Source organism: Brachybacterium equifaecis, assembly GCF_023509525.1.
GTDB classification, from domain to species: Bacteria; Actinomycetota; Actinomycetes; order Actinomycetales; family Dermabacteraceae; genus Brachybacterium; species Brachybacterium equifaecis.
In genome coordinates this window covers 118,355-141,097 of sequence record NZ_JAKNCJ010000005.1, presented here as the reverse complement: position 1 = coordinate 141,097, position 22,743 = coordinate 118,355, and the positions used below count along the sequence as shown (strand labels likewise).

Below are 22,743 nucleotides of genomic sequence, written 5' to 3'. Positions count from 1 at the left end.
CGTGCCAGGATTGATCCATGACCTCGCTCAGCCCGTCGCAACATCGCGCACCCCGGAGCCTGGGCGAGGACGTTCCCGCTGCCGGCACCGCGCATGCCAAGGCGATCCTGTTCGGGGAGCACGCCGCCGTGTACGGGGCGCCCGCCGTCGCGATCCCATTGCACGCCCTCACGGCGACCGCCGAGGTCAGCCCGCTTCCCGAGGGCCGGCTGGTGCTCGACAGCGAGCTCTACAGCGGAGACGCGGCCGACGCTCCTCAGCGGATCCTCCCGCTGAGCACCGCCGCCCGCGCCGCGCTCGCCCTCTCGGACAGGCCGGATCTGGGCCTGCACCTGCGCCTGCGCAGCACTATCCCGTACGAGCGCGGCCTCGGCTCCAGCGCCGCCGTCGCCGCCGCCGTCGCGCGCGCTGTCGCCGCGCTCACCCGCACCGAGCTCAGCGCCGAGGCGGTGCACGACGTCATCATGCAGGCCGAGCACATCGCCCACGGCCGCTCCAGCGGTCTCGACGGCAGAGCCGTCGCCTCCGACGCCCCGATCCGCTTCCAGGGCGGCGCCGCCACCGCGATCCGCGTCGGCGCTCCCTTCACCTTCGTCCTCGCCGACAGCGGCCACGCCGGATCGACCTCCGTGGCCGTCGGCGCGGTGCGTGAGCTGCGCGAGGCCTTCCCGGTGCGCGTGGACGGCCTCATCACGCGCCTCGCCGCGCTGTCCGAGGACTCGCTCGGCTTCCTGGCTGGCGGCGCGGCGTCCGATCTCGGAGCCGCGATGTTCGAGGCGCACCGCCTGCTCACCGAGCTCGAGGTCTCCGATCCATCGTTGGAGAGGCTCGTCGCTGCCGCCGAGAGCGCAGGAGCCCTCGGCGCCAAGCTCACCGGCGGCGGTCGGGGCGGCTGCGTGATCGCTCTGGCCCGTTCCGCAGAGCACGCCCCCGCCCTCGCCGATGCGCTGGAGTCCGCCGGCGCCGCCCGCACCTGGCAGACCACAGTGGAGACAGCATGAGCACCGAGAAGACATCCCGCCCCGCCGCCACCGCCGTCGCGCACCCGAACATCGCGCTCGTGAAGTACTGGGGCAAGCGCGATGATGAGCTGATCCTCCCGGTCGCCGGCAGCATGTCGATGACCCTCGACGCCTTCGCGACCACCACCACGGTCGAGCTGCTGGAGGAAGGTGCGGCCACCGACTCCTTCATCCTCAACGACGCGCCCGCCTCCGGCAAGCCCCTCGAGCGCACCGTCGCATTCCTCGACCACGTGCGCGCGCTTGCCGGGTCCGAGCGCCGCGCCGCCGTGACCTCGGTGAACGAGGCGCCGACGGGTGCGGGGCTCGCCTCGTCGGCCTCCGGCTTCGCCGCGCTCGCCCTCGCCGCCTCCACCGCGTACGGGTTGGAGCTCGATGAGCGCGCGCTCTCCCGACTCGCTCGCCGGGGCTCCGGCTCCGCCTCCCGCTCGATCATCGACCGGTACGCGGTCTGGCATGCCGGGACCGATGACGAGTCCTCCTTCGCCGAGGAGATCGAGGCCCCGGACCTGCGCCTGGTGATCGTGACCGTCGATGCCCGCGAGAAGGCCGTCTCCAGCCGCGAGGCCATGCGCCTGACCGCGCAGACCTCTCCGTTCTACGAGGCGTGGATCGGCTCCACCGAGGCCAGCCTCGAGGAGATGACCCGCGCCTGCGCCGCCGGGGACGCCACCCGTATCGGCGAGATCACCGAGTCCCACGCGCTGCGGATGCATGCGGTGATCTCCTCCACGGAGCCTCCCGTGCGCTACCTCGCCCCCGGGAGCGTCGCGGTGTTCGATGTCGCCGTGCGCCTGCGCGAGCAGGGCGTGCCGGTCTACGGAACGGCCGACGCCGGCCCCAATGTGTGCCTGCTGACAACCCCCGAGCACGCCGATCAGGTGGCGGCGGCCGTCGAGGGCCTCGGCGAGGTGCGCGTGGTCGGTCCCGGTCCAGGTGCCCGCCTGCTCGACGAGCAGGGCGCATGATCACCACGCGCGCGCCCGGGAAGCTCTACATCGCCGGCGAGTACGCGGTCGTCGAACCCGGCCACCCCGCCGTGCTGATGGCCGTGGACCGCTTCCTCACGGTCGAGCTCACCGAGGCCGAGGGCCGCGGCATGGTGCACTCCTCCCGCTATGGGCGCGGGCCGCTCACCTGGGTGCGCGAGGGCGAGAGCATCGTCGTGGACCACAGTCCCTTCGACTACGTCACCGCCGCCATCGCGATCATGGACAAGCTGCGCGCCGAGCGGGGCCTCGCCCCGCGCTACTTCGACCTGCGCATCTCCTCCGAGCTCGATGATCCCAGCGGTCTCAAGTTCGGCCTGGGATCCTCGGGCGCGGTCACCGTCGCGATCATCGATGCGCTGAACCGCTTCCACGGTCTCGAGTTGAGCACCTGGCAGCGCTTCCAGCTCGCGCTGCTCGCCACCATCTCCGTGTCCCCGAAGGCCTCCGGCGGGGACCTCGCCGCGAGCACGTACGGCGGATGGATCTGCTACACCGCCCCCGATCGCAGCGCGCTGCTCGCCCTCCTGGAGGGCGGCTCCCTGGCCGAGGTGCTGGACGCGCCCGAGTGGGGGATCTGCCGGATCGCGCCACTGGGGGAGCCTGCGGGGATCACGATGCTCGTGGGCTGGACGGGGACCCCCGCTTCGACCGAGCGCCTCGTCGATCGGGTGAGCCGCCCCGAGGCCGAGGTGAGCGCGCAGTACGCGCGCTTCCTCGAGGACTCCCGCGAGGCGGTCGAAGAGCTCGTGGCCGCGTGGGGCACCGACCCCTCTGCGGTGCTCGCCGTGCTGCGCCGGTGCCGGCGCCTCCTGCAGGGACTCGGCGCTCTGCGCGGCAGCACCATCGAGACCGCGCAGCTCGGCGCCCTGTGCGACCTCGCCGAGGCAGCGGGCGCCGCGGGCAAGCCCTCGGGCGCCGGGGGAGGAGACTGCGGCATCGTCGCCCTTCCCGACGGGGCCGACGCGCAGGAGATCCTCTCCCGCTGGCGCGAGGTCGGCATCCTGCCCCTGGACCTGCACGTGAACCCTTCCGAGACCGAAGGAGCACCCGCATGAGCCGCAGCGCAGACGATGCTCGCGTCGATGACGCGCGAGCCCCCGATGACGCGCGAGCCCCCGAGGACGCCCGCGCCGCCGACGCCGCCCGAGACGCGCTCGTGCGCGACGCCGCCGGCCGCAGCGAGCGCAAGGAGGACCACGTCCGCCTCGCCGCCGCGCAGTGGAACGCCCAGCGCACCACGGAGTTCGACGATCTCGAGTTCGTCCACCACGCCCTGGCCGGGGTCACCCCCGCGCGCGTGGACCTCTCCGTCGAGATGTTCGGGCGCACCGTCGCCTCGCCCTTCTACATCAACGGCATGACCGGGGGCACCGAGAGCACCGGGCGCATCAACCGGGCGCTCGCCATCGCCGCCCGCGAGACCGGGCTGGCGATGGGGTGCGGATCGGTCTCCATCGCGCTCGACGACCCGAGCACCGCCGATCACTTCCGCGTCATCCGCCGCGAGAACCCGGACGGCATCGTCATGGCGAACCTGGGCGTCGGCCGCTCCGCCGAGGACGCGCGCCGCGCCGTCGACCTGCTCGAGGCCGACGCCCTCCAGGTGCACGTCAACGCGGTGCAGGAGATCGCCATGCCCGAGGGCTCCCCGGAGCTCTCCGACTGGCTGCGGGATGTGGAGGCCATCGTCGAGTCCTCCGCCGTGCCCGTGCTGGTGAAGGAGGTCGGCTTCGGCCTGTCCCGCCGCACGCTCGCGCAGCTCGCCGGCATCGGCGTCACGTGGGCCGACGTCTCCGGCCGCGGCGGCACCGACTTCCTCGCGATCGAGAACGACCGCCGCCCCGGCGGGGACTACTCCTACCTCACGGGCTTCGGGCAGTCCGCTCCCGCCGCGCTGCTGGAGAGCGTGCGGCCCGACGGCTGGGTGCGCGTCGGAGACGGACTCACCCTGTTCGCCTCCGGCGGGGTCCGCAACCCCCTGGACGTGCTGAAGGCCCTCGCTCTCGGAGCGCGGAGCGTGGGCGTGGCGGGCTCCTTCCTGAAGGCCGTGGTCGACGGCGGGGAGGAGCGGCTGATCGCGCTGATCCGCACCTGGCAGGAGCACACCCGCGACCTCGCCGCCCTGCTCGGAGCGGCCACGGCCGCCGAGCTCACCACCACCGACCTGCTGATCCGCGGCCGACTGCGCGAGTTCTGCGACCTGCGGGGCATCGACGCCGCCGCCTGGAGCAGCCGCACTCCGATCCTTCCCTCTGAGGAGAGCTGATGACCGACCAGAATCCCGGCCCCGCTGCGAGCGCGCCGGCCCCGACCGCGTCCGGATCGACCGCGGCCGGCCCGACCGCGCCGGCCTCTCCCGCTCAGGCGGCGCCCGGCCCTGCGCCGACCACGGACATCCCGACCCGCTGGGTCGGGCCGCTGCGGATGTCCGGCAACGCCGTGGAGGGCGAGGTCGAGGTGCCGCTGGCGACCTACGAGACGCCGCTGTGGCCGTCGGTCGGCCGCGGCGCGCGCATCTCCCGGATGATCGAGGGCGGCATCCGCGCCACCGTCATCGGAGAGCGGATGACTCGCTCCTCGCTGTTCGTCGCACCCGATGCGGCGACGGCCCACCAGGCCTCCCTCGTGGTCCAGGACCGCATCGGCGAGCTGCGCGAGGTCGTCGGCGCCGGCAGCCGCTTCGCTCGGCTCGAGGAGATCCACCCCGAGATCGTCGGCAATCTGCTGTTCCTCCGCTTCGCGCTGACCACGGGCGATGCCTCGGGCCACAACATGGTCACCCAGGCCGCCGAGCAGCTCATGGAGCGGATCCTCTCCTGGGGCCTCGACCTCGAGTACGGCTCGATCTCCGGCAACTACTGCTCGGACAAGAAGGCGACCGCCGTCAACGGCGTGCTCGGCCGCGGCCGGAACGTGGTCGCCGAGATCCTCATCCCGCACGAGATCGTGGCGAAGCAGCTGCGCTCGAGCGCCGCCGAGATCGTCCAGCTCGTGCTGCGCAAGAACTACGTCGGCTCCACGATCGCCGGTGCGATCCGCTCGGCGAACGCGCACTACGCGAACATGCTGCTCGCGTTCTACCTCGCCACCGGCCAGGACGCCGCGAACATCGTCGAGGGCTCCCAGGGCTTCACGTACGCGGAGGACCGCGAGGACGGGCTGTACTTCTCGTGCACCCTCCCGCACCTGATCGTCGGCACCGTCGGCAACGGCAAGCACCTGGACCACGTCGACTACGCGATGGAGCGGCTCGGCTGCCGCGAGGAGCGCGAGCCCGGGGCGAACACCCGGCGCCTCGCTGCGCTCATGGCCGCGACCGTCCTGTGCGGGGAGTTGTCGCTGCTCGCCGCGCAGACCAACCCCGGCGAGCTGATGGACTCCCATCGCCGCCTCGAGCGCAGGAAGGCACCGCGCGCATGACCACTTCTCCCCACGCCCCCGCCGCCGGAGCCGTGCCGATCGGCATCGAGGATCTCGAGATCGCGACCGGCCACCATGTCCTGGACCTGTCGGCCCTCGCCGAGACGCGCGGGGTGGACCCCGCGAAGTACTCGCGCGGGCTCGGTCAGGACGAGATGTCCCTGCCCGCTGCCGACGAGGACGTCGTCACGATGGGAGCGGCCGCCGCCTCCGCTCTGCTCGAGCGCACCGGCATCGAGGGCATCCGCACGCTCCTGTTCGCCACCGAGTCCGGCATCGACCACTCGAAGTCCGCCGCGGTCATCGCGCACGGCCTGCTCGGCCTGCCCCCGCATGTGCGCTCGGTGGAGCTCAAGCAGGCCTGCTACGCGGGGATGGCCGCCGTGCAGAGCGCGATCGGCATCGTCGCCCGCCGCCCGCAGGAGAAGGTCCTCGTGATCGCCTCGGACGTGGCCCGCTACCAGCTCGCCTCCCCGGGAGAGCCCACGCAGGGCGCGGGCGCTGTCGCGATGGTGATCAGCGCCGATCCGGCGCTGCTGGAGATCGAGCCGATCTCGGGCGTGTACTCCGCTGACATCGACGACTTCTGGCGGCCCAACGACTCCTCGACCGCGGTCGTCGACGGCCGGCTGTCGATGGGTGCGTACCAGAAGGCGCTCATGGGGGCGTGGGAGGACCTGCAGGCGCAGGGCGGCCCCTCGGCCGACCAGATCGACGCGTTCGTCTACCACCAGCCGTTCACGAAGATGGCGCGCAAGGCGCACCGCCACCTCAGCCAGAAGCTCGGCGCCGAGCTCGACGAGACGCCGCTGGATCAGGCGGAGGTCTACAACCGGCGTCTGGGCAACACGTACACCGCCTCCCTCTGGAACGGGCTCGCCTCGCTCCTGGACCATGCAGGCGACCTCGCCGGGAAGCGCGTGGCGCTGTTCAGCTACGGCTCCGGGAGCGCGGGGGAGATGCTCACCGGCATCGTCCGCGACCAGGGCGACGCCGCGGGCCGGCGCGCGCGGCGCCTCGCGATGCTCGATGCGCGCGAGCCGCTCGCGGTGGATGCGTACGAGGAGCTGCACCGCAGCGCCGAGCTCAGCAGCGCCTCCGATCAGGAGACCCCGCAGGTCGGGGGATCAGGGTTCCGCTTCGCCGGGATCCAGGGCCGCGCCCGGCGGTACGAGCGCCCCGCGGGCTGAGAGGCGCGACGGGCAGAGGGGATGACGTGATGCCGGGATCAGGATCGGTCGCGGAGGTCTTCCGCGTGTTCCTGCTGCTCGGGCTGACGTCGTTCGGCGGGCCGGTCGCGCACCTCGGGTACTTCCGCACGGAGCTGGTGGAGCGGCGCGGCTGGCTGGGGGATCGGGAGTACGCCGATCTCGTGGCGCTGTGCCAGTTCCTGCCCGGTCCGGCCTCCAGCCAGGTCGGCTTCGCGATCGGCCTGCACCGGGCTGGCATCCTCGGCGCTCTTGCGGCCTTCGTCGCCTTCACCCTGCCATCGGCGGCGCTCATGATCGGCCTCGCGCTGGGCGCGGCTGCCCTTTCCAGCGCCGTCGGAACCGGCATCATCGCGGGGCTGAAGATCGTTGCGGTCGCGATCGTCGCCCACGCCGTGCTCGGCATGGCCCGCACTCTCACGCCCGATGCGCCGCGCGCGAGCATCGCCGTCCTCGCCGCAGGATCGGCCCTGCTGCTCGGCGGGTCCATCGGGCAGATCCTCGCGATCCTCCTCGGTGCGGCGGGCGGTCTCTGGCTGCTGCGCGGCAGACTGAGCGCTGACGCAGCTCCGCTCCCGGCCGCTCGCGGGATCCGCGTTCCGTACGGGCGGCGCGCGGGCATCGCGTGCCTGTCGGCCCTGGTGGTGCTCCTCGCGGGGATGCCTCTGCTCGCCCGCGCCACCGGCAGCGGGGCGCCGCAGCTGGCCGACGCGCATCTGCGCGCCGGGGCGCTCGTCTTCGGCGGCGGGCATGTCGTGCTGCCGCTGCTGGAAGCCGAGGTCGTGCAGACCGGGTGGGTCGGCCCCGAGGCGTTCCTCGCCGGGTACGGGGCGGCGCAGGCGATGCCCGGGCCGCTGTTCAGCCTGGCCGGATACCTCGGCGCCGCGGCCGGCATCGGCCCCGGCGGCGTCGCCGGAGGAGTGATCGCGCTGCTCGCGATCTTCACCCCCGGGTTCCTGCTGCTCCTCGGGGTGCTGCCGTTCTGGAAGGGCCTGATGGCCAGGCCGCTCGTGCGCGCGGCGATGGCCGGAGCGAACGCAGCAGTGGTCGGGATCCTCGCAGCCGCGCTGTACGACCCGGTCTTCACCACGGCCATCACCGCGCCCGCGGCGTTCATACTGGCCCTCGCCTGCTTCGTGCTGCTGACCGCGTGGAAGGTCCCTGCGTGGGCGGTCGTGCTCGTCGGCGGGGCCGGGGGAGCGGTGGCGGCGGTGCTCGGAGCGCTGTGAGGCATCACTGAGCAGTCGGCGCTGACGGCGCCGCAGGTGCGACACTGCGGAGTGCCAAGAATTGTCCGGTTCGCGGCGTCATGGGGCGCCGCCGGAAGGAGCGCACCATGCCGATGATCGACGTCTTTGCCACCGCGGGGACTTTCCCCGCCCCGCACCAGCTCGCGAGAGATCTCGCCGCCGCAGTGATGGATCGAGCAGGTCCCGAACATCCCGATGTTCCGCAAGAACACGGCCGCATTCGTGCACGAGATGCCCGCCGGCGCCATCTCCAATGTGGACGGCGACAGCGACTACGTGCGCGTGCAGGTCCTCACCAATGCGGGGGCACTCGACCGCGACAAGCAGAGCGCCGTCGTCGCCCGGCTGACGGCGACCGTTGCAGCAGCTGCTGGGGACGAGAGCCTGGCTGAGCGCACGTGGGTGCTCCTGACCGAGGCGCCCGAGGGCGGCTGGGGACTCTGGGGCCGCGCGTACACCAATGCTGAGCTGGTCGCGGCCGCTCGCGAGGAGATCGGGAAGCTGCAGGCGGGGAGCTGAGCAGAAAGGGCTGCTGCCGGAACTGGCAGCAGCCCGCTCGTCGTCGCCCGCGCACTGCGTGAGGGTGCGCCACTGAGAGCTGCGCACATGACGAAGGGCCCCGATCGGGATCGGGGCCCTTCGTCATGAACGATGTCCTGAGACATCACAAGGGGTGATCGACGGGATTTGAACCCGCGACCGCCTGGATCACAACCAGGAGCTCTACCAACTGAGCTACGACCACCATGCGCAGGTCAGACCCGCAACGAGAAACAAGCATACACGCCCTCAGACGGCATCGACGCCGGAGCGGGCCCTTGTCGATGTGATCCGGCTTGCATCGTGGCACGCGGCGGCGGAGACTCGCCAGATGCGTTCACCGAGGCGCAGTTGGGGAAGGAACCTGAGCGATGGGCGGTACCGGGATGGAACTGGGGATCGGGGCGGCCGGACTCATCGGCATCGTCGTCATGTGGGCGGTCGTGCTCTATGTCGTCTACTGGGTGATCCGCCTGGGAGTGCGTGCCGGGATGATGGATGCCTGGAAGCGTCGCGAGGAGCTGGAGCGGGAGCGCGCGACGCGGAGCGACCGAGCTGCCGCACCGGAGCTGCGCTAGCAGCTGCCCTGTCAGCGCCCGAGACCGACGTCTTGTTCCAATTTCTGGAACAGGACGTCGGTCTCGCGCGTGTGAAGGAAGGCCGCCCCGCGGGCCTCAGCCGATCGTATCGAGAAGGTCCGCGCGCACTGCTGCGGCGAGCGTCGGCGTGACCGGCAGGCGGGGGATCAAGGTCGCCTGGTAGGCGTGGTAGATGTCGGGCTTGCCCTCCCACGTCGCGGACTGCGGGCGGTTCTGCGCGTCGAGCTCGTGGAACCAGGAACCGTCGGCGGTGTCGATGAAGAACTCGCTGATGTGCTCCCACCACTGCTGGTAGCGCTCGGCCCACTTAGCCTCGCCCGTCACCTGGTGCAGCACGGCCGCGGCCGCCGTCGCCTCTGCGGCGACCCAGTGCATCCGCTCGGGCACCACCACGTCCCCGTCCCAGTCCACGGTGTACGCGAAGCCGGGCTTCCCGTCCTGGCCGAAGGCCGCGTCGGACTTCTCCATGAGCGCGATCGCGGCTTCGAGCATCCACTCGGGAGCGGAGCCGTCGCGCGCGATCAGAGCGGCGCGGGCGTGCAGCACGAGGCGCGACCACTCGATCCAGTGCCCGATGGTCGCACCGTAGGGGCGGAACGGGTGGGCGGGCTCGTCCTCGTTGTAGTCGAGGATCGGGTTCCACTCGGTGTCGAAGTGCTCGGGCAGCAGCCAGTCCTGGGCGCGCGCGAACTCGTCGATCGCCCGGGTCGCAATGCCCACTGCGCGGTCGAGCCAGCGGCGCTCTCCGGTGACGTCGGCCGCGGAGAGCAGAGCCTCCACGGTGTGCATGTTCGCGTTGATGCCGCGGTAGTCCTCGCAGGTCGTGAACGTGCGGTCGAACGTGTCCACGCTCATCCCGGAGGCTTCGTCGAAGAACTTCTCATCCAGCACGGAGAGCGCCTCGTCGAGGAGCTCGCGGGCTCCGGGGCGGCCGGCGGCAGCGGCCGACGCGGCAGCGAGCACCACGAACGCGTGGGCGTAGGCCTCCTTCGCGTCGTTCACGACGCTCTCACCGGCGACGGCGGAGTACCAGCCACCGTGCTCGCGGTCGCGGAACACGCCCTGCAGAGCGGCGATCCCGTGGTCGGCGTAGCGGCCGAAGTCGGGGGAGCCGGTCGTCGCGGCGAGGGCGAAGCAGTGGGTCATGCGGCAGGTGATCCACAGCTCCGCGGGGCGATCTGCATCGAGCTCGCCGGTCTCGTCGAGCCAGCCGAAGCCGCCGTCCTCGCGCAAGGACTCCGAGCCGAACACCAGCAGGTTCTCGCCCTCGGCGGCGAGCCACTCGCGGTGCGAGTCGCGCGCGAGCCAGGGGACCGCCGGGGCCGGAGCTGCAGCGACGGGCTGGGGGTGGGCGGGGTCGCCGTCGGCCGTGATCTCGAAGCGCCGCGCGACCTCCTGCACCTGCGCTGTCGTCGGCCCGGGATCCGCGGTGAACAGCACCTCCCGGTAGAACTTGAGCTCCTGGATCGACTCGCGGATATCGGCGAGGGCGCGGTGCCCGCCGTTCTTCGCGGGGGTGTTGAAGAAGACGCGCGGGAACCAGCGCTTGGCGAGCTCCTTGAGGCTGGAGACGTCGATCGTGCGGTAGGAGAGCCACTGCGCGAACTCGGGGACGTCCTTGTCCAGGAACACGCGGTCGGTGCCGACGCTGTTGCCCGCGAGGGGCGCCTTGCCCTTGTCGGGGCAGTGCTTCTTCACGTAGGCGAGGCACTCGGCCTGTGCCTGCTCGAGGGTCATGCCGCCTTCGAGCTGGTCGAGCAGACCGGAGGTGGTGTGCATGGTGCGCACGAAGCCGCCCATGTTCTCGAGCGCCTCGGCCGGGGGCTTGATGACGACGTCGACGCCCTCGCCGAGGATGTTCAGGTCGCCGTCGGTGACGAGAACGGCGATCTCCACGAGCGCGTCGCGCTGCTTGTCCAGGCCGGTCATCTCGCAGTCGACCCAGATGATCCGGTCGCTGGTGCTCTTGTTGTTGCTCACCGTTCAAGGGTACGACGGCGGCCCGGCGGGGGTAGGCTCGAGCTCGAGCACGGGAGTCCAGTGAGCTGGGCTGAGAGGGAGTTCTCCAACTCCGACCGTAGAACCTGATCCGGATCATGCCGGCGCAGGAAGCTTCGCCAGGCGATCTTCGCCTGCGCCCGTGCCGATGCCCGAAAGGTATCTCCATGGCGCTCTCCACGACGTTAGGCACAGCTCGCACCTCCGACCCCCTCGCCTTCGGCGTCGGCTGCCGCATCACCGCGTCGGTCATGGCCGACGACTATGCGCGCGTGATCACCGGGGCCCTCGACTCCCTCGACACCAGCGGCCTCACGCCCGTCACCGGTGACGTCTCCACCTATGCAGGCGGGTCCGAGGAGGCGATCCTGCGCCTGCTCACCGATCTCGGCGAGGCTCTCGCCGCCAGCGGTCATCACGTCTCTCTCGCGATCACCCTCTCGCGCGGCTGCCCGGGGGAGGTGGCCTGCGAGGCGCCCGGCGGCGCTGGCCCCCGCGCCGTGGAGGCGCCGACGGGCCGACGCACCGGTCACCGGGCGGCAGGGGAGTGGGCGCTGTACCCGCTCGCCGATCCGGCGGCCGTCCCGGGCGGCTCGGCGCCTGATCCCGACCACATGCGCGACATCTGGGCGGCGATCGAGGTCGCCAAGGAGCTGGGCACCTTCCGGGTCTCCGAGCACTTCGCGACCCGCCTCGAGGGCGACCTCGGGGACGTCCTCGCGACCGTGGTCCGGGCGTGGGTGATCGCGGGCCGCAGCGTCCAGCACGTCACCTCCCACCTCACGGTGTCCTTGAACAGTCCCTCCTGGGGCGAGAGCGCATCCGGCGCCGCGCAGGCACCTGTCCAGGTCGAGGCCGCGGAGTCGGCACGATGAGCGGGGCGCAGGAGCCCACCGGCTCGACCGCGAGCGAGAAGGCCGCCACGGGTGCGATGAGCGCAGCAGAGGGGACGGGAGCGCGTGGCGGCGTGCCGGCGCGCCGGGGCCTCGCGATGAAAGACATCGTGCTCATGGTCGTGCTCGGCGTGGTGTTCGGCTTCCTGTACTGGGTGTTCGTGCAGGCCTGGACGGCCCTGGCGATCGCCATGGGCCCCCTCGGGGACCTTTCCCAGCACATCCTGTTCGGCACGTGGCTGCTGGTGGCGCCGATCGCGCTGGCGATCATCCGCCGCCCCTTCGTCGGCATCATCGCGGAGATCCTCGCCGCCGTCGTGGAGGTGGTCTTCCTCGGCAGCCCCGTCGGCCCCCTCCTGCTGCTGGCGGCCTTCCTCCAGGGGCTCGGCTGCGAGATCCCCTTCGCGCTCGGCCGGTACCGGCGCTGGGGATGGATGCGGTTCGCCGTCTCGGGGCTGCTCGGCGCGACGCTCGTGTTCTTCTGGACGAGCTTGCGGCTCGGCTGGTACGGCCAGGACATCTGGATGCTGCGCCTGGTGATCCAGGCGCTCTCGGGCATCGTTCTCGGCGGGCTGCTCGCGAAGGTGATCGTGGATGCGCTCGCCCGCACGGGAGTGCTCGTGAACTTCGCGATCGGTGCCGACGCGGATCCGGCCGCGGGGACGCCCCGGCGTGAGCGCTGAGTCAGTGCAAGGTGCTGAGCTCCGCGCCCGCGAGCTCGAGATCGTGCTGCCCGGCGGCGACGGCGTCGGCCCCTGGAGCGGCACGATCGAGCCGGGGGAGGCGGTGCTGATCATCGCCCCCTCCGGGGCCGGGAAGTCGACGCTCCTGCGCGCGCTCGCCGGGGCGATCCCCCAGCACGTGCGCGCCCACGTGACCGGGAGCCTCGAGATCTTCACCGCGGGCGGACGCATCGACCCGGTGGCGGGCGGTGTCGCGGCGACCGCTGGGGCGGTCGGCTTCGTCGGCCAGGATCCTGCCGCCGGCGTGGCCATGAGGATCGTGGCCGACGAGATCGCGCTGCCGCTCGAATCGCGCGGCGTCGCCCCCGCACTGATCGGCCAGGCCATCACGTTGGCGCTCGGTGCAGTCGGCGCTGCGCATCTCCAGGACCGGGATGCCGCTGCGCTCTCCGGGGGCGAGCTGCAGCGGGTCGCGCTCGCGGCAGCGCTTGTGGCCGAGCCCGGCGTGCTGCTGCTCGATGAGCCCACGGCGATGCTCGACGGCGAGGGGATCGCGGCGGTGCGCGAGGCGCTGCGCGTGGTCCCCGCGGACGTCACCACCATTCTGGTCGAACACCGCCTGGATGAATGGACCGCGGGCGAAGGGGTGGAGGGCCTGCCCAGCCGCACGATCGCATTGGACCGCTCGGGCCGCGTGCGGGCCGACGGGCCGACGGACCTGGTGCTCCGCGAGCACGGGCGAGCCCTGCTGGAGGAGGGCTGCTGGGTTCCGGCCCAGACCGAGCTCGCGCTCCTGCCGGAGCTCGCCCGCCGGCTGGAGGAGGGGACAGCGGCGCTCGATCCAGCAGCGTCCCGTGACTCCGCACCGCTTCATGGCCCCGTGGGTGCAGGGCGCGTGGCCGCCGCGAGCGAAGCGGGAGAGGTCCCTCGCACGCAGGGCGCACCTGCCGCAGAGGTGATGCTGCAAGCCCGGGCGGTCACGGCGGGATGGGGCGAGACGCCGGTCTTGCAGGGCGTGGACCTGGAGCTGCGCGCCGGAGAGATCACGGCGGTCATCGGGCGCAACGGCGCCGGGAAGTCGACTCTCCTGACGCTCCTGGCCGGCCTGCTGGACCCGTGGGAGGGGGAAGTGAGCGGAGAGCGCACCGGGCTCGCCTTCCAGAATCCCGAGCACCAGTTCCTCATGCCCACGGTGATCGAGGAGATCGCCCTGGGCGATCCGGCCGGGGCGGGCGAAGCGCTGGAACGGCTCGGGCTCGCGGACCTCGCCGGCCGCAGCCCCTTCTCCCTCTCCGGCGGGCAGAAGCGCAGGCTCTCCCTGGCGGCGATGCTCGCGCACGGGCGCCGGGTGCTCCTGGCCGACGAGCCCACCTTCGGACTGGACCGCGCGAGCACCCACGAGGTGCTCGCGATGCTGCGGGAGGCCGCCGACGGGGGAGCAGCGGTCCTCATGACCTGCCACGATCTGCGCACCATCGCCCAGTGCGCAGACCGGGCGCTGCTCCTGGAGAACGGGCGCCTGCACGCGCTGCCCCGCGGCGGGACTCCCGAGGCGCTGACGGCCGATCCGTCGATCCCCGCCCGGGCCGGGATGTCCGTCCCGCCGCTGCTCACCCGCATCCTCGGAGCGGGACTGCCGCTGCGCGAGACGCTCTTCGCTCTCGCGAGCCCAGGGGTAGCGCCGGAGATCCCCGGACCAGTGAGCAGTCGCGACGGCGCCGCGGAGCTCCCGGTCGCGAAGGGCCGCCGAGAGGGGGCGGCTCGATGAACGGCGCTGCTGCCAGCCGGGCGCTCGCCGGGAGGGACTCCTGGCTCGGACAGCGCTGCCCGACGGTCCTGCTCGCGCTGCTCGTCCTCGTCTCTGCTGTGAGCGTGCTGATCCTCGACATCCGCACCTTGGGGATCCTCTACGGTGCGCTCGTCGTCGGGGTGCTCGCCACCGCCCGTATCGGCGTGCGCCGACTGCTGCTCGCCCAGATCCCCTTCGCGGGATTCGGCCTGGGCGTGGTCATGGTCAACGCCCTCAGCAGACCGGGGACCGAGCTGTGGCCGCACCTGCCCGTGCGGGTGAGCGCCGAAGGCATCGCCATCGGCATCGCGCTGGCCCTGCGCACTCTGGTGATCGGGGTGGGGGCGGTCGCGTTCACGCACGTCACCGAGCCGAAGCGACTGATGATGAGCCTCATCCGCCACGCGCACGTGAGCCCTTGCTACGCCTACGCGCTCCTGGCCGGTCACCGGCTGCTGGACACCCTGCCCGCGCAGTGGCGCACCCTCGCACAGGCACGACTCATCCGCCGTGCCAACGCTCCCCGGGGCAAGCAGGGGCGGCGCCTCACGTTGCGGGAGCACGCGTCATGCGCGTTCGCCCTGCTCGTCGGCGCGATCCGCTCCTCCGAGCGCATCGCGTTCACCCTCGAGTCCCGGGGCCTCGCGCAGGGACCGCGCACGATGTGGAAGCCGGTCACGTGCACATGGCGCGACGGGGCAATGGCGGTGGCGGTGCTCGGCGCGATGGCGGCGGTGGTCGTGCTCGGGCGAGGGTGATCCGCCGGCCAGCGGTTCGCCCCAGAGCGGCAGCGCTCTGTCAGGACATGCTGTCGAGCGGTGCAGGCGGCAGGGCCAGGGCATTGAGGCGTTCCACGAACTCCGCTGTGCGCGCTGGACCGGCGGCTTCGCTCATGGTCTGGGAGAACCAGTGCAGCCAGATCGCGTCCACTGCCGCGAGGTCGATCGTGCCGTTCTCGGTCAGGTGACGCGCGAGCTGGGTGGCTTCCGGGGCGTATTCATCCTCCGGGCAGCCGTCGGGACCGCCGGGCTGCAGTCCGTAGACATCGAACTCGGTGAGCAGTGCGAGCACCTGCGTGCCCGTGTGGGTCCATTCCCCTGAATCGTCGCGCATGGGGCCATGATCGCTCTTGCCGCGCGCCACCGCCACCGTTGGAGGGGAGGAGCGTCGGAAGAGAACTGAGGCGCGCAGGAAAATCTCTGCGCCTGTGGTGCCCCCAGCAGGACTCGAACCTGCAACCTACGGATTAGAAGGCCGTTGCTCTATCCATTGAGCTATGGAGGCGTGCCTGCGGCGGTCGGAGCCGCGTGCAGGACGCCACGAGCATACCGATCCGCAGAGGCCAGGTCCCACGCGGTGTCGTTCCGCTCCCAGCCAGGAACGCATGAGGGGGGAACCCGGTCAGGGCCGAGCGATGACCACGAAGCGCTGGTAGACCACCTGCGTGTCGTCCGCGATGACGATCGCCGGCTCGCCGAGGGCCTCCACGTACCCCGGCGACGTCCAGAAGCTCTCGTGCGCGCGCCGCCAGGCGGCGGCGTCCGCGAAGCCCTCGCCTTCGTCGGCCGCATGCTGATCCGTGACGTCGGCGAGGCGCAGCAGCTCCACGCCGCTCGTGCGCGTCACGCAGACGGGCCGCCCGGAGGAGTCCAGAACCACTTCGAGCTCGCCCGCTGCGGGAAGGCTCTCGTCAGCGCGACGATATTCCTCGAGCAAGCTCGATGTCCCGCTCTTCGCGCCGGTGAGGATCGCGTGAACGATCGCGTCGCGCTGAGGTCCGGGGAAGCCGTACTCACCGGCGGGGATCCGGCCGAAGCCAGGCACGTGCACCGTCGCGGGCGTCTCTTGCCGATCCGTCATTATCTCTCACCATCTCCTCGTCGGCGGCCGCCGCCCGCCGGGGCGCCCGAACTGCCGCAGCGCGGGGGTGCCGTCGGTCGGCGGAGGCTGGCACTGCGGGCAGAAGTAGATCACGCGCGGCTCGGCGTCCTCCTGCTCGGGCTCGTCGAGCTCTCCGCGCTCGATGCGGGTGCGGCAGCGCCAGCACTGCGTGCCGTCGCGGGCGTAGACCCACAGGTCCCCGTCGCGCCGGCCCATCATGCCGCCGGTGGTCTGGCGGACGGTGCGCTCGCGATTGACGAACAGGAGGCGGCGGGCACGATCCACGAGTGCGACCGGATCTGCCACATCGCTCACGGGCCTCGCCGGGTGCAGGCGCTCCAGGAAGCACAGCTCGCAGCGATAGATGTTCCCGATGCCGGCGAGGTTCCGCTGATCCAGCAGGGCGAGACCGAGCGCGCGCTCGGGGCGCGCGAGCAGGCGCTTCACCGCCTCGTCCCGCAGGGAGTCGTCCCACTCCGGGTCCAGGAGATCCGGCCCGAGGTGGCCGACGAGTTCCGCCTCCTCCCGCTCGCGCACGAGGCGCACCCGCTTCACGTCGAAGGCGAGGGCTCGGCCGACATGTCCATCGGGATGCTGCACCTCGAGCGCGATGCGGATCGTGTGCGCCTCGCGCGGCCCGCTGTACGCATCGCTCGCGCGCAATGCTTTCCCGTCGGTGCTCCAGATGCCGTCCATCATCAGGTGGCTGCGCAGCGTCAGCGGCACCTGCCCGGCCTGCGCGAGCTCCGCGGGCGGATCGAGGCGGATGAGGATGTGCTTCCCGCGGGGCACGACTTCCCGCACGCTCCAGCCTGTGAGGTCGGTGGTCGCGAGCGCGGCGACGCGCAGCTCGGCGCGGGTGAGCGTGCCGCCGGCGAGCGCATCGTGCAGGCGCGCGCACTGGCGGAAGACGGTATCGCCCTCAGGCACCGGGGCCTCCTCGCATCTCGCGCATCAGCGGCCGCCCGCGCGCAGGCGGAGCGAGCGCGGTGAGCGGTAGCAGCCCGCGGTGACCAGCGCCTCGGCGATCGCGCTCACCTGCACATCGCCGATGCTGTGGCCGTTGATCCTCTCCAGCTGCAGGGCCGGGAGGAGCGAATCCTCTGCAACCGCTGCGACCAGCAGCTGCGCGGTAAGCGGGGTCTCCTCCGGCGCCGCCCACCACAGGAGCGACTTGCCGCCCTTGTCCACGTAGGCGGCGGGAGCGCCTCCCAGCAGGAGCACGATCGCGCCGACGCGCCGCGCAGGCCGGAGGGTCGCACCCTCCGGCGGGGCTATCGGCAGCGGCGGCCAGGGCAGAGCTGCGCCGTAGGGGTTCGCGGGGTCCGTCGCGGCGAGCGCCACGGAGCGGCTTGCGCCGGCCGCGGAAACGTCCTGCGCTCGCGCCGCGGCGGTCTCGATCTCCCGCTCGAGGTCGCGCAGGCGATCGACGCCCTCGACGGGGGCGAACTGCGAGGCGCCGAGCCCGTCCACGAAGTAGCCGCGGCGGCACGTCCCGTTCTCCTCGAGGGCCGACAGCACCCGGTACACACCAGCGAACCCACCGGGGATGTCCTCCACGCCCATCGCCCCGCGCGTGACGACCCCGTGTCGATCCAGCAGGAGCGTCGCGATCGCGGCCGAGCGCGCACCGGCATCGACCGCAGGCACCCGCAGCGCCGACCAGCGCCCGCCCGACCCGCCCGTGCTCGCGGTGACGAGCTCCTGGGGGCTGCTCGCACCAGAGCGCATCATCGCGGCCGAGAGTCGCGCGGCGCCGCGCCGGCTCGCAGGGCGCGAGCGGCCGCCGCGGGAGGACTGCTTCGGCGCCGGGCCGAGACCGAAGGTGCGCAGTGTTTCGAAGGAATCGTTCGTGATGAGACCCGCGAAGGCCAGCTCCCACAGCGCTTCGTGCAGCTCCGCAGGCGCAGCCGCCTGCCCCTGATCGGCCAGTGCCGTGAGGATCTCCCCGTGGCGCAGGGCCCCGGGAACGGAGCGCAGCAGGGAGAGGAGACGAGCTGGCAGGCCCTCCTCGGGCAGTGCGGCAGCGGCCGCCTCGAGCGCTCCGGCATCCAGGCCGAGCGCGAGGGCGTCCGCGAGGTGCAGGCGGATCCAGCCGTCGGCCGCACCGAGTCGTCCATGGCCGCTCCACACCACCTCGCCGCTCGCGAAGAGCGCATCGAGCTGCCCCGGGGAGAAGGACGCCAGTCGCGCCGGCAGCACCTGGCTCTCCCAGGCGCTCAACGGCAGGGACACCCCCGTGAGCTGGTCGATCACGGACAGCAGACCGTCGGCCCCCGACCACGCGGCGCGCTGCGTGCGGCCCTCGGCGTCCCTCATCCGCAGGTGCTGCCATTGCGAGAGGAACTCCGCATAGACGGGGCCTGGGACCGGGGCGATCTGCCGGCGGGAGGCGGCAAGGCTCGCCCGGCGGATGCGGCGCAGAACCTCGGCGTCCACCCATTCCTCGCCCTCGCGGCCGGGGGTGAACTCGCCCTTCGAGAGCATGCGGTCGGTGGTGAGCGTTTCGAGCGCCGAGCGCGCGACCCCTGGGGCCAGTCCGAAGGCGGCGATCGCCTCATCGGGGGTGAAGGGGCCGCGGGCCCGCGCCCAGCGGGCCAGGAGATCCGGGACCGCGCGGGCCGCGGGTGCGAGGTGCGCTTCCGGCACCCCCGGGGGGATCGCGGTGCCGAGCGCGTCGCGCAGCAGACCGGCATCCTCGATGGCGGCGATGTGCGGTGCGCCTGCGATGCGCACCTCGATCGCGCGCCGCGAGACGAGCAGCTGGGCGATCGCGTCCTGGGCGTCGGCCCCCTCCGCGAGGCGCTCGCCGATCTGGGCGGGAGTGAGCGGCCCGAGGCGGCGCAGGGCGTCGGCGAGGTCTTCGGCTCCGCGCAGGCGCCGCTCCGGATCCACGGCCTGGAGCCGGCTGACGACTTCGGCGATGACTTCCGCATCCAGCAGCTCGCGCAGGCTCACCGTGCCGAGCAGCTCGGCCAGCAGCGTCTGGTCCAGGGCGAGGGCCGCGGTGCGTCGCTCGGCGAGCGGAGCGTCGGTGTCGTAGATGAACTGGGCGAGGTACCCGAACAGGAGCGAGCGCGCGAAGGGGGAGGGGGTGTCCGTCTCGACCTCGCGCACCTGCACGCGGCGCCCCGCGACCTGGCCCATGAGGTCCACGAGCGAGGGGAGGTCGTAGACATCCTGGAGGCACTCGCGCGCGGCCTCCAGCATGATCGGGAACTGCGGGTAGGGGCGGGCGACGTCGAGCAGGTTCGCGGCTTTCTGCCTCTGCTGCCACAGCGGCGCTCGCGTGCCGGGATCCCGGCGCGGCAGGAGCAGGGCGCGGGCGGCGCACTCCCGGAAGCGGGAGGCGAACAGCGCGGAGGAGCCGACGAGCCGCCGCACCTCCTCCTCGATCTCCTCCGGGGTGAACAGGAAGAGGTCGGCGCCGGGCGGCTCCTCGCCGTGGGGGATCCGCAGCACGATGCCGTCGTCGGCCGCCATCACCTGCCCGTCCAGCCCGAACCGCTCTTCCACGCGCGCGCCGACGGCGAGCGCCCAGGGCCCGGTGATCCGCTGCCCGAGCGCGCAGTGCAGCACCACGCGCCAGTCGCCGAGCTCGTCGAGGAAGCGCTCGACGACGAGCTGGTCGGGGCCGGGCACGATGCCGGTGGTCTCCTGCTGCTCGGCCAGGTATGCCAGCAGCTGGCCGGAGGCGTTCGCATCCAGGCCCAGCTCGGTGAGAGCGGCGCGTGCGCGCTCCGGCTCCATCGCGGAGAGCTCCGCCTGCGCGCTCGAGATCGCGCGGCCGAGTGTCGCCGGGCGGCCCACGCCGTCGCCGTGCCAGAAGGGGATCCTGCCGGAGAGGCCGAACGCGGGGGAGACGGTGACGCGGCTGTGCGTGATCTCCTCGATGCGCCAGGAGCTGGTGCCGAGAGTGATGACATCGCCGCGGCGGGACTCGTAGACCATCTCCTCGTCGAGCTCGCCGACGCGCTTCGCCTGGGAGTCGTCGGCCCCTGCGACGAGGAAGACGGGGTAGAGGCCGCGATCGGGGATCGTTCCGCCGCTGGTGACCACGAGGCGCTGCGCGCCGGGACGCGCGCTGAGGGTGCCCTCCTCGCGATCGTGGACGAGGCGCGGCCGCAGTTCGGAGAACGCGGTCGAGGGGTAGCGCCCGGCGAGCAGATCGATCGTCGCGTCGAACGCGGAGCGCGGCAGCGCTCGGTAGGGGGAGGCTGAGCGGACCAGGTCGAACCAGGCTTCGACATCGAGGTCCTCTGCGAGCGCCGCGGAGACGGTGTGCTGGGCGAGGACATCCAGGGCATTGCGCGGCACCGCGAGCGGCTCGATCCGCCCGGCGAGGGATTCGCGCACTGTGACAGCGGCGCGGACGATATCGGCCGCATGGAGAGGGTGCAGGGCGCCGTGGGAGACCGCTCCGACGTCATGCCCGGCGCGGCCGATGCGCTGGAGCAGGGAGGAGACGGAGAAGGGCGTCTCCACCTGCACCACGAGTTCGACAGCGCCCATGTCGATGCCGAGCTCGAGGGAGGAGGTCGCCACCACGCAGCGCAGCTCCCCGGCCTTCAGTTGCTCCTCGATCTCCTTGCGGGTCTCCTTGGACATCGAGCCGTGATGGGCGCGGGCGATGTCCTCCACTGCGACGTGGTCCGAGGGCTCTGCATCCACGAGGTCCGAGGGTCCGATCGCTGCGACCTCGCCCGCGTGCCAGCCCTGGGCTCGTCGCCGGTGCAGCGCGTTGAGCTTGCCGGTGAGGCGCTCGGCCTGGCGCCGGGAGTTCGTGAAGACGATCGTCGAACGGTGCTCCTCGATCTCATCGAGCACGGCGCGCTCGACGTGGGGCCAGATCGTGCCCGAGACATCGTCCTCGTCGACCGCATCGGCGGGCGGATCGATGGCCGAGAGGTCCGGGACCGGGAGGGTGACGGAGAGATCCCAGCGCTTGGCCGACGGCGGGCGGATGACCGCGCACTCGCGCGGGCGGCCGCTCCCGGTGAGGAACGCGGCGACCTCGTCGGCCGGCTCGACGGTGGCCGACAGGCCGATCCGCTGGGAGGGGACGGGGAGCATCGCGTCCAGGCGCGCGAGCGAGAGTGCGAGATGCACTCCGCGCTTCGAGCCCGCGACGGCATGGACCTCGTCGAGGATCACGGTGCGCACGCCGGCGAGAGTCTCCCGCGCCGCCGAGCTCAGCATCAGGAACAGGGACTCGGGGGTGGTGATGAGGATGTCCGGCGGATGGGAGATCAGGCGGCGACGGTCAGCCGCGGGGGTGTCGCCGGTGCGCACGCCCACGCTGATCTCGCGCCGGGGCAGGTCGAGCCGTTCGGCTGCGCGCATCGTCCCGACCAGCGGGGAGGTGAGGTTCCGCTCGACATCCACGCCGAGGGCCTTCAGCGGCGAGATGTAGAGGACCGAGGTGGACTGCGGGGCGGGCGCGTCCTCGCGCGGGAAGGCGAGGGCGTCGATCGCCATGAGGAACGCGGCGAGGGTCTTGCCCGAGCCCGTCGGCGCGATCACGAGCGTGTCGTCGCCCCGCGCGATCGCCTCCCAGGCCCCGGCCTGCGCAGGGGTCGGGCTGCCGAAGGCCTCTCGGAACCAGGCGGCGGTCGCGGGGGAGAGGAGATCCAGCGCCCGCTCGGGCTGCGCTGAGGATCCGGGGCCCGGCCGCGTGGTGGTCATCGCCCCATTGTGGACCGTCCGGGGGACAGACGAGATCCGGGATCCGCCCAGGGGTCTCAGAGGTGCCGGTGGCACAATGGCTGCGAAGGCGAGGAGCTGCGATCAGCGGCTTTCGCATCCCGACGTTGAAAGGGTGATCCCATGGCGGAGTACACGCTTCCCGATCTCGACTACGACTTCAGCGCTCTTGAGCCGGCCATCTCCGGCAAGATCATGGAGCTGCACCACGACAAGCACCACGCGACCTACGTGAAGGGCGCGAACACCGCGCTCGAGAAGCTCGCGGCGGCGCGCGAGGCCGAGGACTTCGGCAGCATCAACCAGCTCTCGAAGGATCTCGCCTTCAACCTGGGCGGGCACGTCAACCACTCCGTGTTCTGGAAGAACCTCTCCCCGAACGGCGGCGACAAGCCCACCGGTGAGCTCGCAGCCGCGATCGACGAGTTCTTCGGGTCCTTCGACGCCTTCCGCGCGCAGTTCAGCGCTGCGGCCCTCGGCATCCAGGGCTCCGGCTGGGCCATCCTCGCGTACGACCCGCTGGGCAAGAACCTGCTCATCGAGCAGTTCTACGACCAGCAGAACGGCATCCCCGTCGCGACGGTCCCGCTGTTCCAGCTGGACATGTGGGAGCACGCGTTCTACCTCGACTACCAGAACGTGAAGGCCGACTATGTCAAGGCCATCTGGAACGTCGTCAACTGGGCCGACGTCTCCGATCGCTTCGCGAACGCGACGAAGACCACGGGCCTGGTGAACCCCGGCGCCTGATCGAGCAAGCGCCTG

General features: G+C 72.0%; 19 protein-coding genes, 2 tRNA genes and 1 riboswitch. Of the genes, 14 read left to right on the top strand and 7 right to left on the bottom strand.

Annotated features, from left to right (window positions below; translation table 11 throughout):
- Nucleotides 1–17: 17 nt before the first annotated feature.
- From mvk to Bequi_RS10565, 8 genes are all read left to right on the top strand, one after another.
- Nucleotides 18–1,001, top strand: a complete 984-nt coding sequence (mvk, locus tag Bequi_RS10600) for a mevalonate kinase (RefSeq protein WP_249737904.1) — start codon at nucleotides 18–20, stop codon at nucleotides 999–1,001.
- Complete coding sequence (mvaD, locus tag Bequi_RS10595) at nucleotides 998–1,990, top strand: diphosphomevalonate decarboxylase (RefSeq protein ID WP_249737903.1); 993 nt, start codon at nucleotides 998–1,000, stop codon at nucleotides 1,988–1,990. The genes mvk and mvaD overlap by 4 nt, the downstream gene beginning before the upstream one ends.
- Nucleotides 1,987–3,069, top strand: a complete 1,083-nt coding sequence (locus tag Bequi_RS10590) for a phosphomevalonate kinase (protein ID WP_249737902.1) — start codon at nucleotides 1,987–1,989, stop codon at nucleotides 3,067–3,069. Before mvaD ends, Bequi_RS10590 begins: the two co-directional genes overlap by 4 nt.
- Nucleotides 3,066–4,280, top strand: a complete 1,215-nt coding sequence (gene fni / locus Bequi_RS10585; RefSeq protein ID WP_249737901.1) for a type 2 isopentenyl-diphosphate Delta-isomerase — start codon at nucleotides 3,066–3,068, stop codon at nucleotides 4,278–4,280. The genes Bequi_RS10590 and fni overlap by 4 nt, the downstream gene beginning before the upstream one ends.
- Complete coding sequence (locus tag Bequi_RS10580; protein ID WP_249737900.1) at nucleotides 4,280–5,434, top strand: hydroxymethylglutaryl-CoA reductase; 1,155 nt, start codon at nucleotides 4,280–4,282, stop codon at nucleotides 5,432–5,434. Before fni ends, Bequi_RS10580 begins: the two co-directional genes overlap by 1 nt.
- Nucleotides 5,431–6,624, top strand: coding sequence for a hydroxymethylglutaryl-CoA synthase (locus tag Bequi_RS10575; protein WP_249737899.1), 1,194 nt, complete (start codon nucleotides 5,431–5,433; stop codon nucleotides 6,622–6,624). Before Bequi_RS10580 ends, Bequi_RS10575 begins: the two co-directional genes overlap by 4 nt.
- A 29-nt stretch (nucleotides 6,625–6,653) precedes the next feature.
- Nucleotides 6,654–7,871: a chromate efflux transporter gene (gene chrA / locus Bequi_RS10570; protein WP_249737898.1), complete on the top strand. Its 1,218-nt coding sequence runs from the start codon at nucleotides 6,654–6,656 to the stop codon at nucleotides 7,869–7,871.
- Between the two features lie 216 nt (nucleotides 7,872–8,087).
- Nucleotides 8,088–8,411: a tautomerase family protein gene (locus Bequi_RS10565; protein WP_249737897.1), complete on the top strand. Its 324-nt coding sequence runs from the start codon at nucleotides 8,088–8,090 to the stop codon at nucleotides 8,409–8,411.
- 153 nt (nucleotides 8,412–8,564) lie between these two features.
- On the opposite strand, the gene Bequi_RS10560 is transcribed toward Bequi_RS10565, so the two are convergent.
- Nucleotides 8,565–8,637: transfer RNA gene (locus Bequi_RS10560), tRNA-His, on the bottom strand.
- A gap of 166 nt (nucleotides 8,638–8,803) precedes the next feature.
- Here Bequi_RS10560 and Bequi_RS10555 point away from each other — a divergent pair.
- Nucleotides 8,804–9,010 (top strand): hypothetical protein, encoded by a 207-nt coding sequence (locus Bequi_RS10555; RefSeq protein WP_249737896.1) that lies wholly within the window; start codon nucleotides 8,804–8,806, stop codon nucleotides 9,008–9,010.
- Between the two features lie 96 nt (nucleotides 9,011–9,106).
- On the opposite strand, the gene orn is transcribed toward Bequi_RS10555, so the two are convergent.
- The gene (gene orn / locus Bequi_RS14405) at nucleotides 9,107–11,011 is read right to left on the bottom strand and encodes an oligoribonuclease (RefSeq protein WP_347271994.1); all 1,905 of its coding nucleotides are present in this window, start codon (nucleotides 11,009–11,011) and stop codon (nucleotides 9,107–9,109) included.
- Nucleotides 11,012–11,050: 39 nt separating this feature from the next.
- Nucleotides 11,051–11,159: riboswitch (TPP riboswitch) on the top strand.
- 37 nt (nucleotides 11,160–11,196) lie between these two features.
- Here orn and Bequi_RS10540 point away from each other — a divergent pair.
- The 4 genes from Bequi_RS10540 to Bequi_RS10520 are packed head-to-tail and all read left to right on the top strand — an operon-like array spanning nucleotide 11,197 to nucleotide 15,152.
- Complete coding sequence (locus Bequi_RS10540) at nucleotides 11,197–11,904, top strand: Ykof family thiamine-binding protein (protein ID WP_249737895.1); 708 nt, start codon at nucleotides 11,197–11,199, stop codon at nucleotides 11,902–11,904.
- The gene (locus Bequi_RS10535; RefSeq protein WP_249737894.1) at nucleotides 11,901–12,605 is read left to right on the top strand and encodes an ECF transporter S component; all 705 of its coding nucleotides are present in this window, start codon (nucleotides 11,901–11,903) and stop codon (nucleotides 12,603–12,605) included. Before Bequi_RS10540 ends, Bequi_RS10535 begins: the two co-directional genes overlap by 4 nt.
- Nucleotides 12,595–14,373 carry an ATP-binding cassette domain-containing protein gene (locus Bequi_RS14270; protein ID WP_347271993.1) on the top strand — a complete coding sequence of 593 codons (1,779 nt, stop codon included), beginning with the start codon at nucleotides 12,595–12,597 and terminating at the stop codon, nucleotides 14,371–14,373. Before Bequi_RS10535 ends, Bequi_RS14270 begins: the two co-directional genes overlap by 11 nt.
- Nucleotides 14,370–15,152: an energy-coupling factor transporter transmembrane component T family protein gene (locus Bequi_RS10520; protein ID WP_249737893.1), complete on the top strand. Its 783-nt coding sequence runs from the start codon at nucleotides 14,370–14,372 to the stop codon at nucleotides 15,150–15,152. Before Bequi_RS14270 ends, Bequi_RS10520 begins: the two co-directional genes overlap by 4 nt.
- A gap of 40 nt (nucleotides 15,153–15,192) precedes the next feature.
- Here the strand turns inward: Bequi_RS10520 and Bequi_RS10515 are convergent, their stop codons facing one another.
- From Bequi_RS10515 to Bequi_RS10495, 5 genes are all read right to left on the bottom strand, one after another.
- Nucleotides 15,193–15,543 (bottom strand): hypothetical protein, encoded by a 351-nt coding sequence (locus Bequi_RS10515; protein ID WP_249737892.1) that lies wholly within the window; start codon nucleotides 15,541–15,543, stop codon nucleotides 15,193–15,195.
- Between the two features lie 59 nt (nucleotides 15,544–15,602).
- A tRNA-Arg gene (locus Bequi_RS10510) sits at nucleotides 15,603–15,678 on the bottom strand.
- Between the two features lie 117 nt (nucleotides 15,679–15,795).
- Complete coding sequence (locus tag Bequi_RS10505) at nucleotides 15,796–16,254, bottom strand: ASCH domain-containing protein (protein WP_249737891.1); 459 nt, start codon at nucleotides 16,252–16,254, stop codon at nucleotides 15,796–15,798.
- 6 nt (nucleotides 16,255–16,260) lie between these two features.
- A complete protein-coding gene (locus Bequi_RS10500; protein WP_249737890.1) occupies nucleotides 16,261–17,205 on the bottom strand; it encodes a DNA-formamidopyrimidine glycosylase family protein in 945 nt (314 codons plus the stop codon).
- Nucleotides 17,206–17,229: 24 nt separating this feature from the next.
- Nucleotides 17,230–21,960 (bottom strand): ATP-dependent helicase, encoded by a 4,731-nt coding sequence (locus tag Bequi_RS10495; RefSeq protein ID WP_249737889.1) that lies wholly within the window; start codon nucleotides 21,958–21,960, stop codon nucleotides 17,230–17,232.
- A gap of 141 nt (nucleotides 21,961–22,101) precedes the next feature.
- Here Bequi_RS10495 and Bequi_RS10490 point away from each other — a divergent pair, with 141 nt between their 5' ends.
- A complete protein-coding gene (locus tag Bequi_RS10490; RefSeq protein WP_249737888.1) occupies nucleotides 22,102–22,728 on the top strand; it encodes a superoxide dismutase in 627 nt (208 codons plus the stop codon).
- The last annotated feature ends 15 nt before the right edge of the window (nucleotides 22,729–22,743 follow it).

Coding starts and splice junctions, on each gene's coding strand:
- Bequi_RS10495 (WP_249737889.1), bottom strand. CDS start 21,960: ATGACCACCACGCGGCCGGGCCCCGGATCCTCAGCGCAGCCCGAGCGG.
- Bequi_RS10580 (WP_249737900.1), top strand. CDS start 4,280: ATGACCGACCAGAATCCCGGCCCCGCTGCGAGCGCGCCGGCCCCGACC.
- Bequi_RS10590 (WP_249737902.1), top strand. CDS start 1,987: ATGATCACCACGCGCGCGCCCGGGAAGCTCTACATCGCCGGCGAGTAC.
- Bequi_RS10565 (WP_249737897.1), top strand. CDS start 8,088: ATGTTCCGCAAGAACACGGCCGCATTCGTGCACGAGATGCCCGCCGGC.
- Bequi_RS10555 (WP_249737896.1), top strand. CDS start 8,804: ATGGGCGGTACCGGGATGGAACTGGGGATCGGGGCGGCCGGACTCATC.
- mvaD (WP_249737903.1), top strand. CDS start 998: ATGAGCACCGAGAAGACATCCCGCCCCGCCGCCACCGCCGTCGCGCAC.
- Bequi_RS10505 (WP_249737891.1), bottom strand. CDS start 16,254: ATGACGGATCGGCAAGAGACGCCCGCGACGGTGCACGTGCCTGGCTTC.
- chrA (WP_249737898.1), top strand. CDS start 6,654: ATGCCGGGATCAGGATCGGTCGCGGAGGTCTTCCGCGTGTTCCTGCTG.
- Bequi_RS10575 (WP_249737899.1), top strand. CDS start 5,431: ATGACCACTTCTCCCCACGCCCCCGCCGCCGGAGCCGTGCCGATCGGC.
- Bequi_RS10540 (WP_249737895.1), top strand. CDS start 11,197: ATGGCGCTCTCCACGACGTTAGGCACAGCTCGCACCTCCGACCCCCTC.
- mvk (WP_249737904.1), top strand. CDS start 18: ATGACCTCGCTCAGCCCGTCGCAACATCGCGCACCCCGGAGCCTGGGC.
- fni (WP_249737901.1), top strand. CDS start 3,066: ATGAGCCGCAGCGCAGACGATGCTCGCGTCGATGACGCGCGAGCCCCC.
- Bequi_RS10535 (WP_249737894.1), top strand. CDS start 11,901: ATGAGCGGGGCGCAGGAGCCCACCGGCTCGACCGCGAGCGAGAAGGCC.
- Bequi_RS10520 (WP_249737893.1), top strand. CDS start 14,370: ATGAACGGCGCTGCTGCCAGCCGGGCGCTCGCCGGGAGGGACTCCTGG.
- Bequi_RS10490 (WP_249737888.1), top strand. CDS start 22,102: ATGGCGGAGTACACGCTTCCCGATCTCGACTACGACTTCAGCGCTCTT.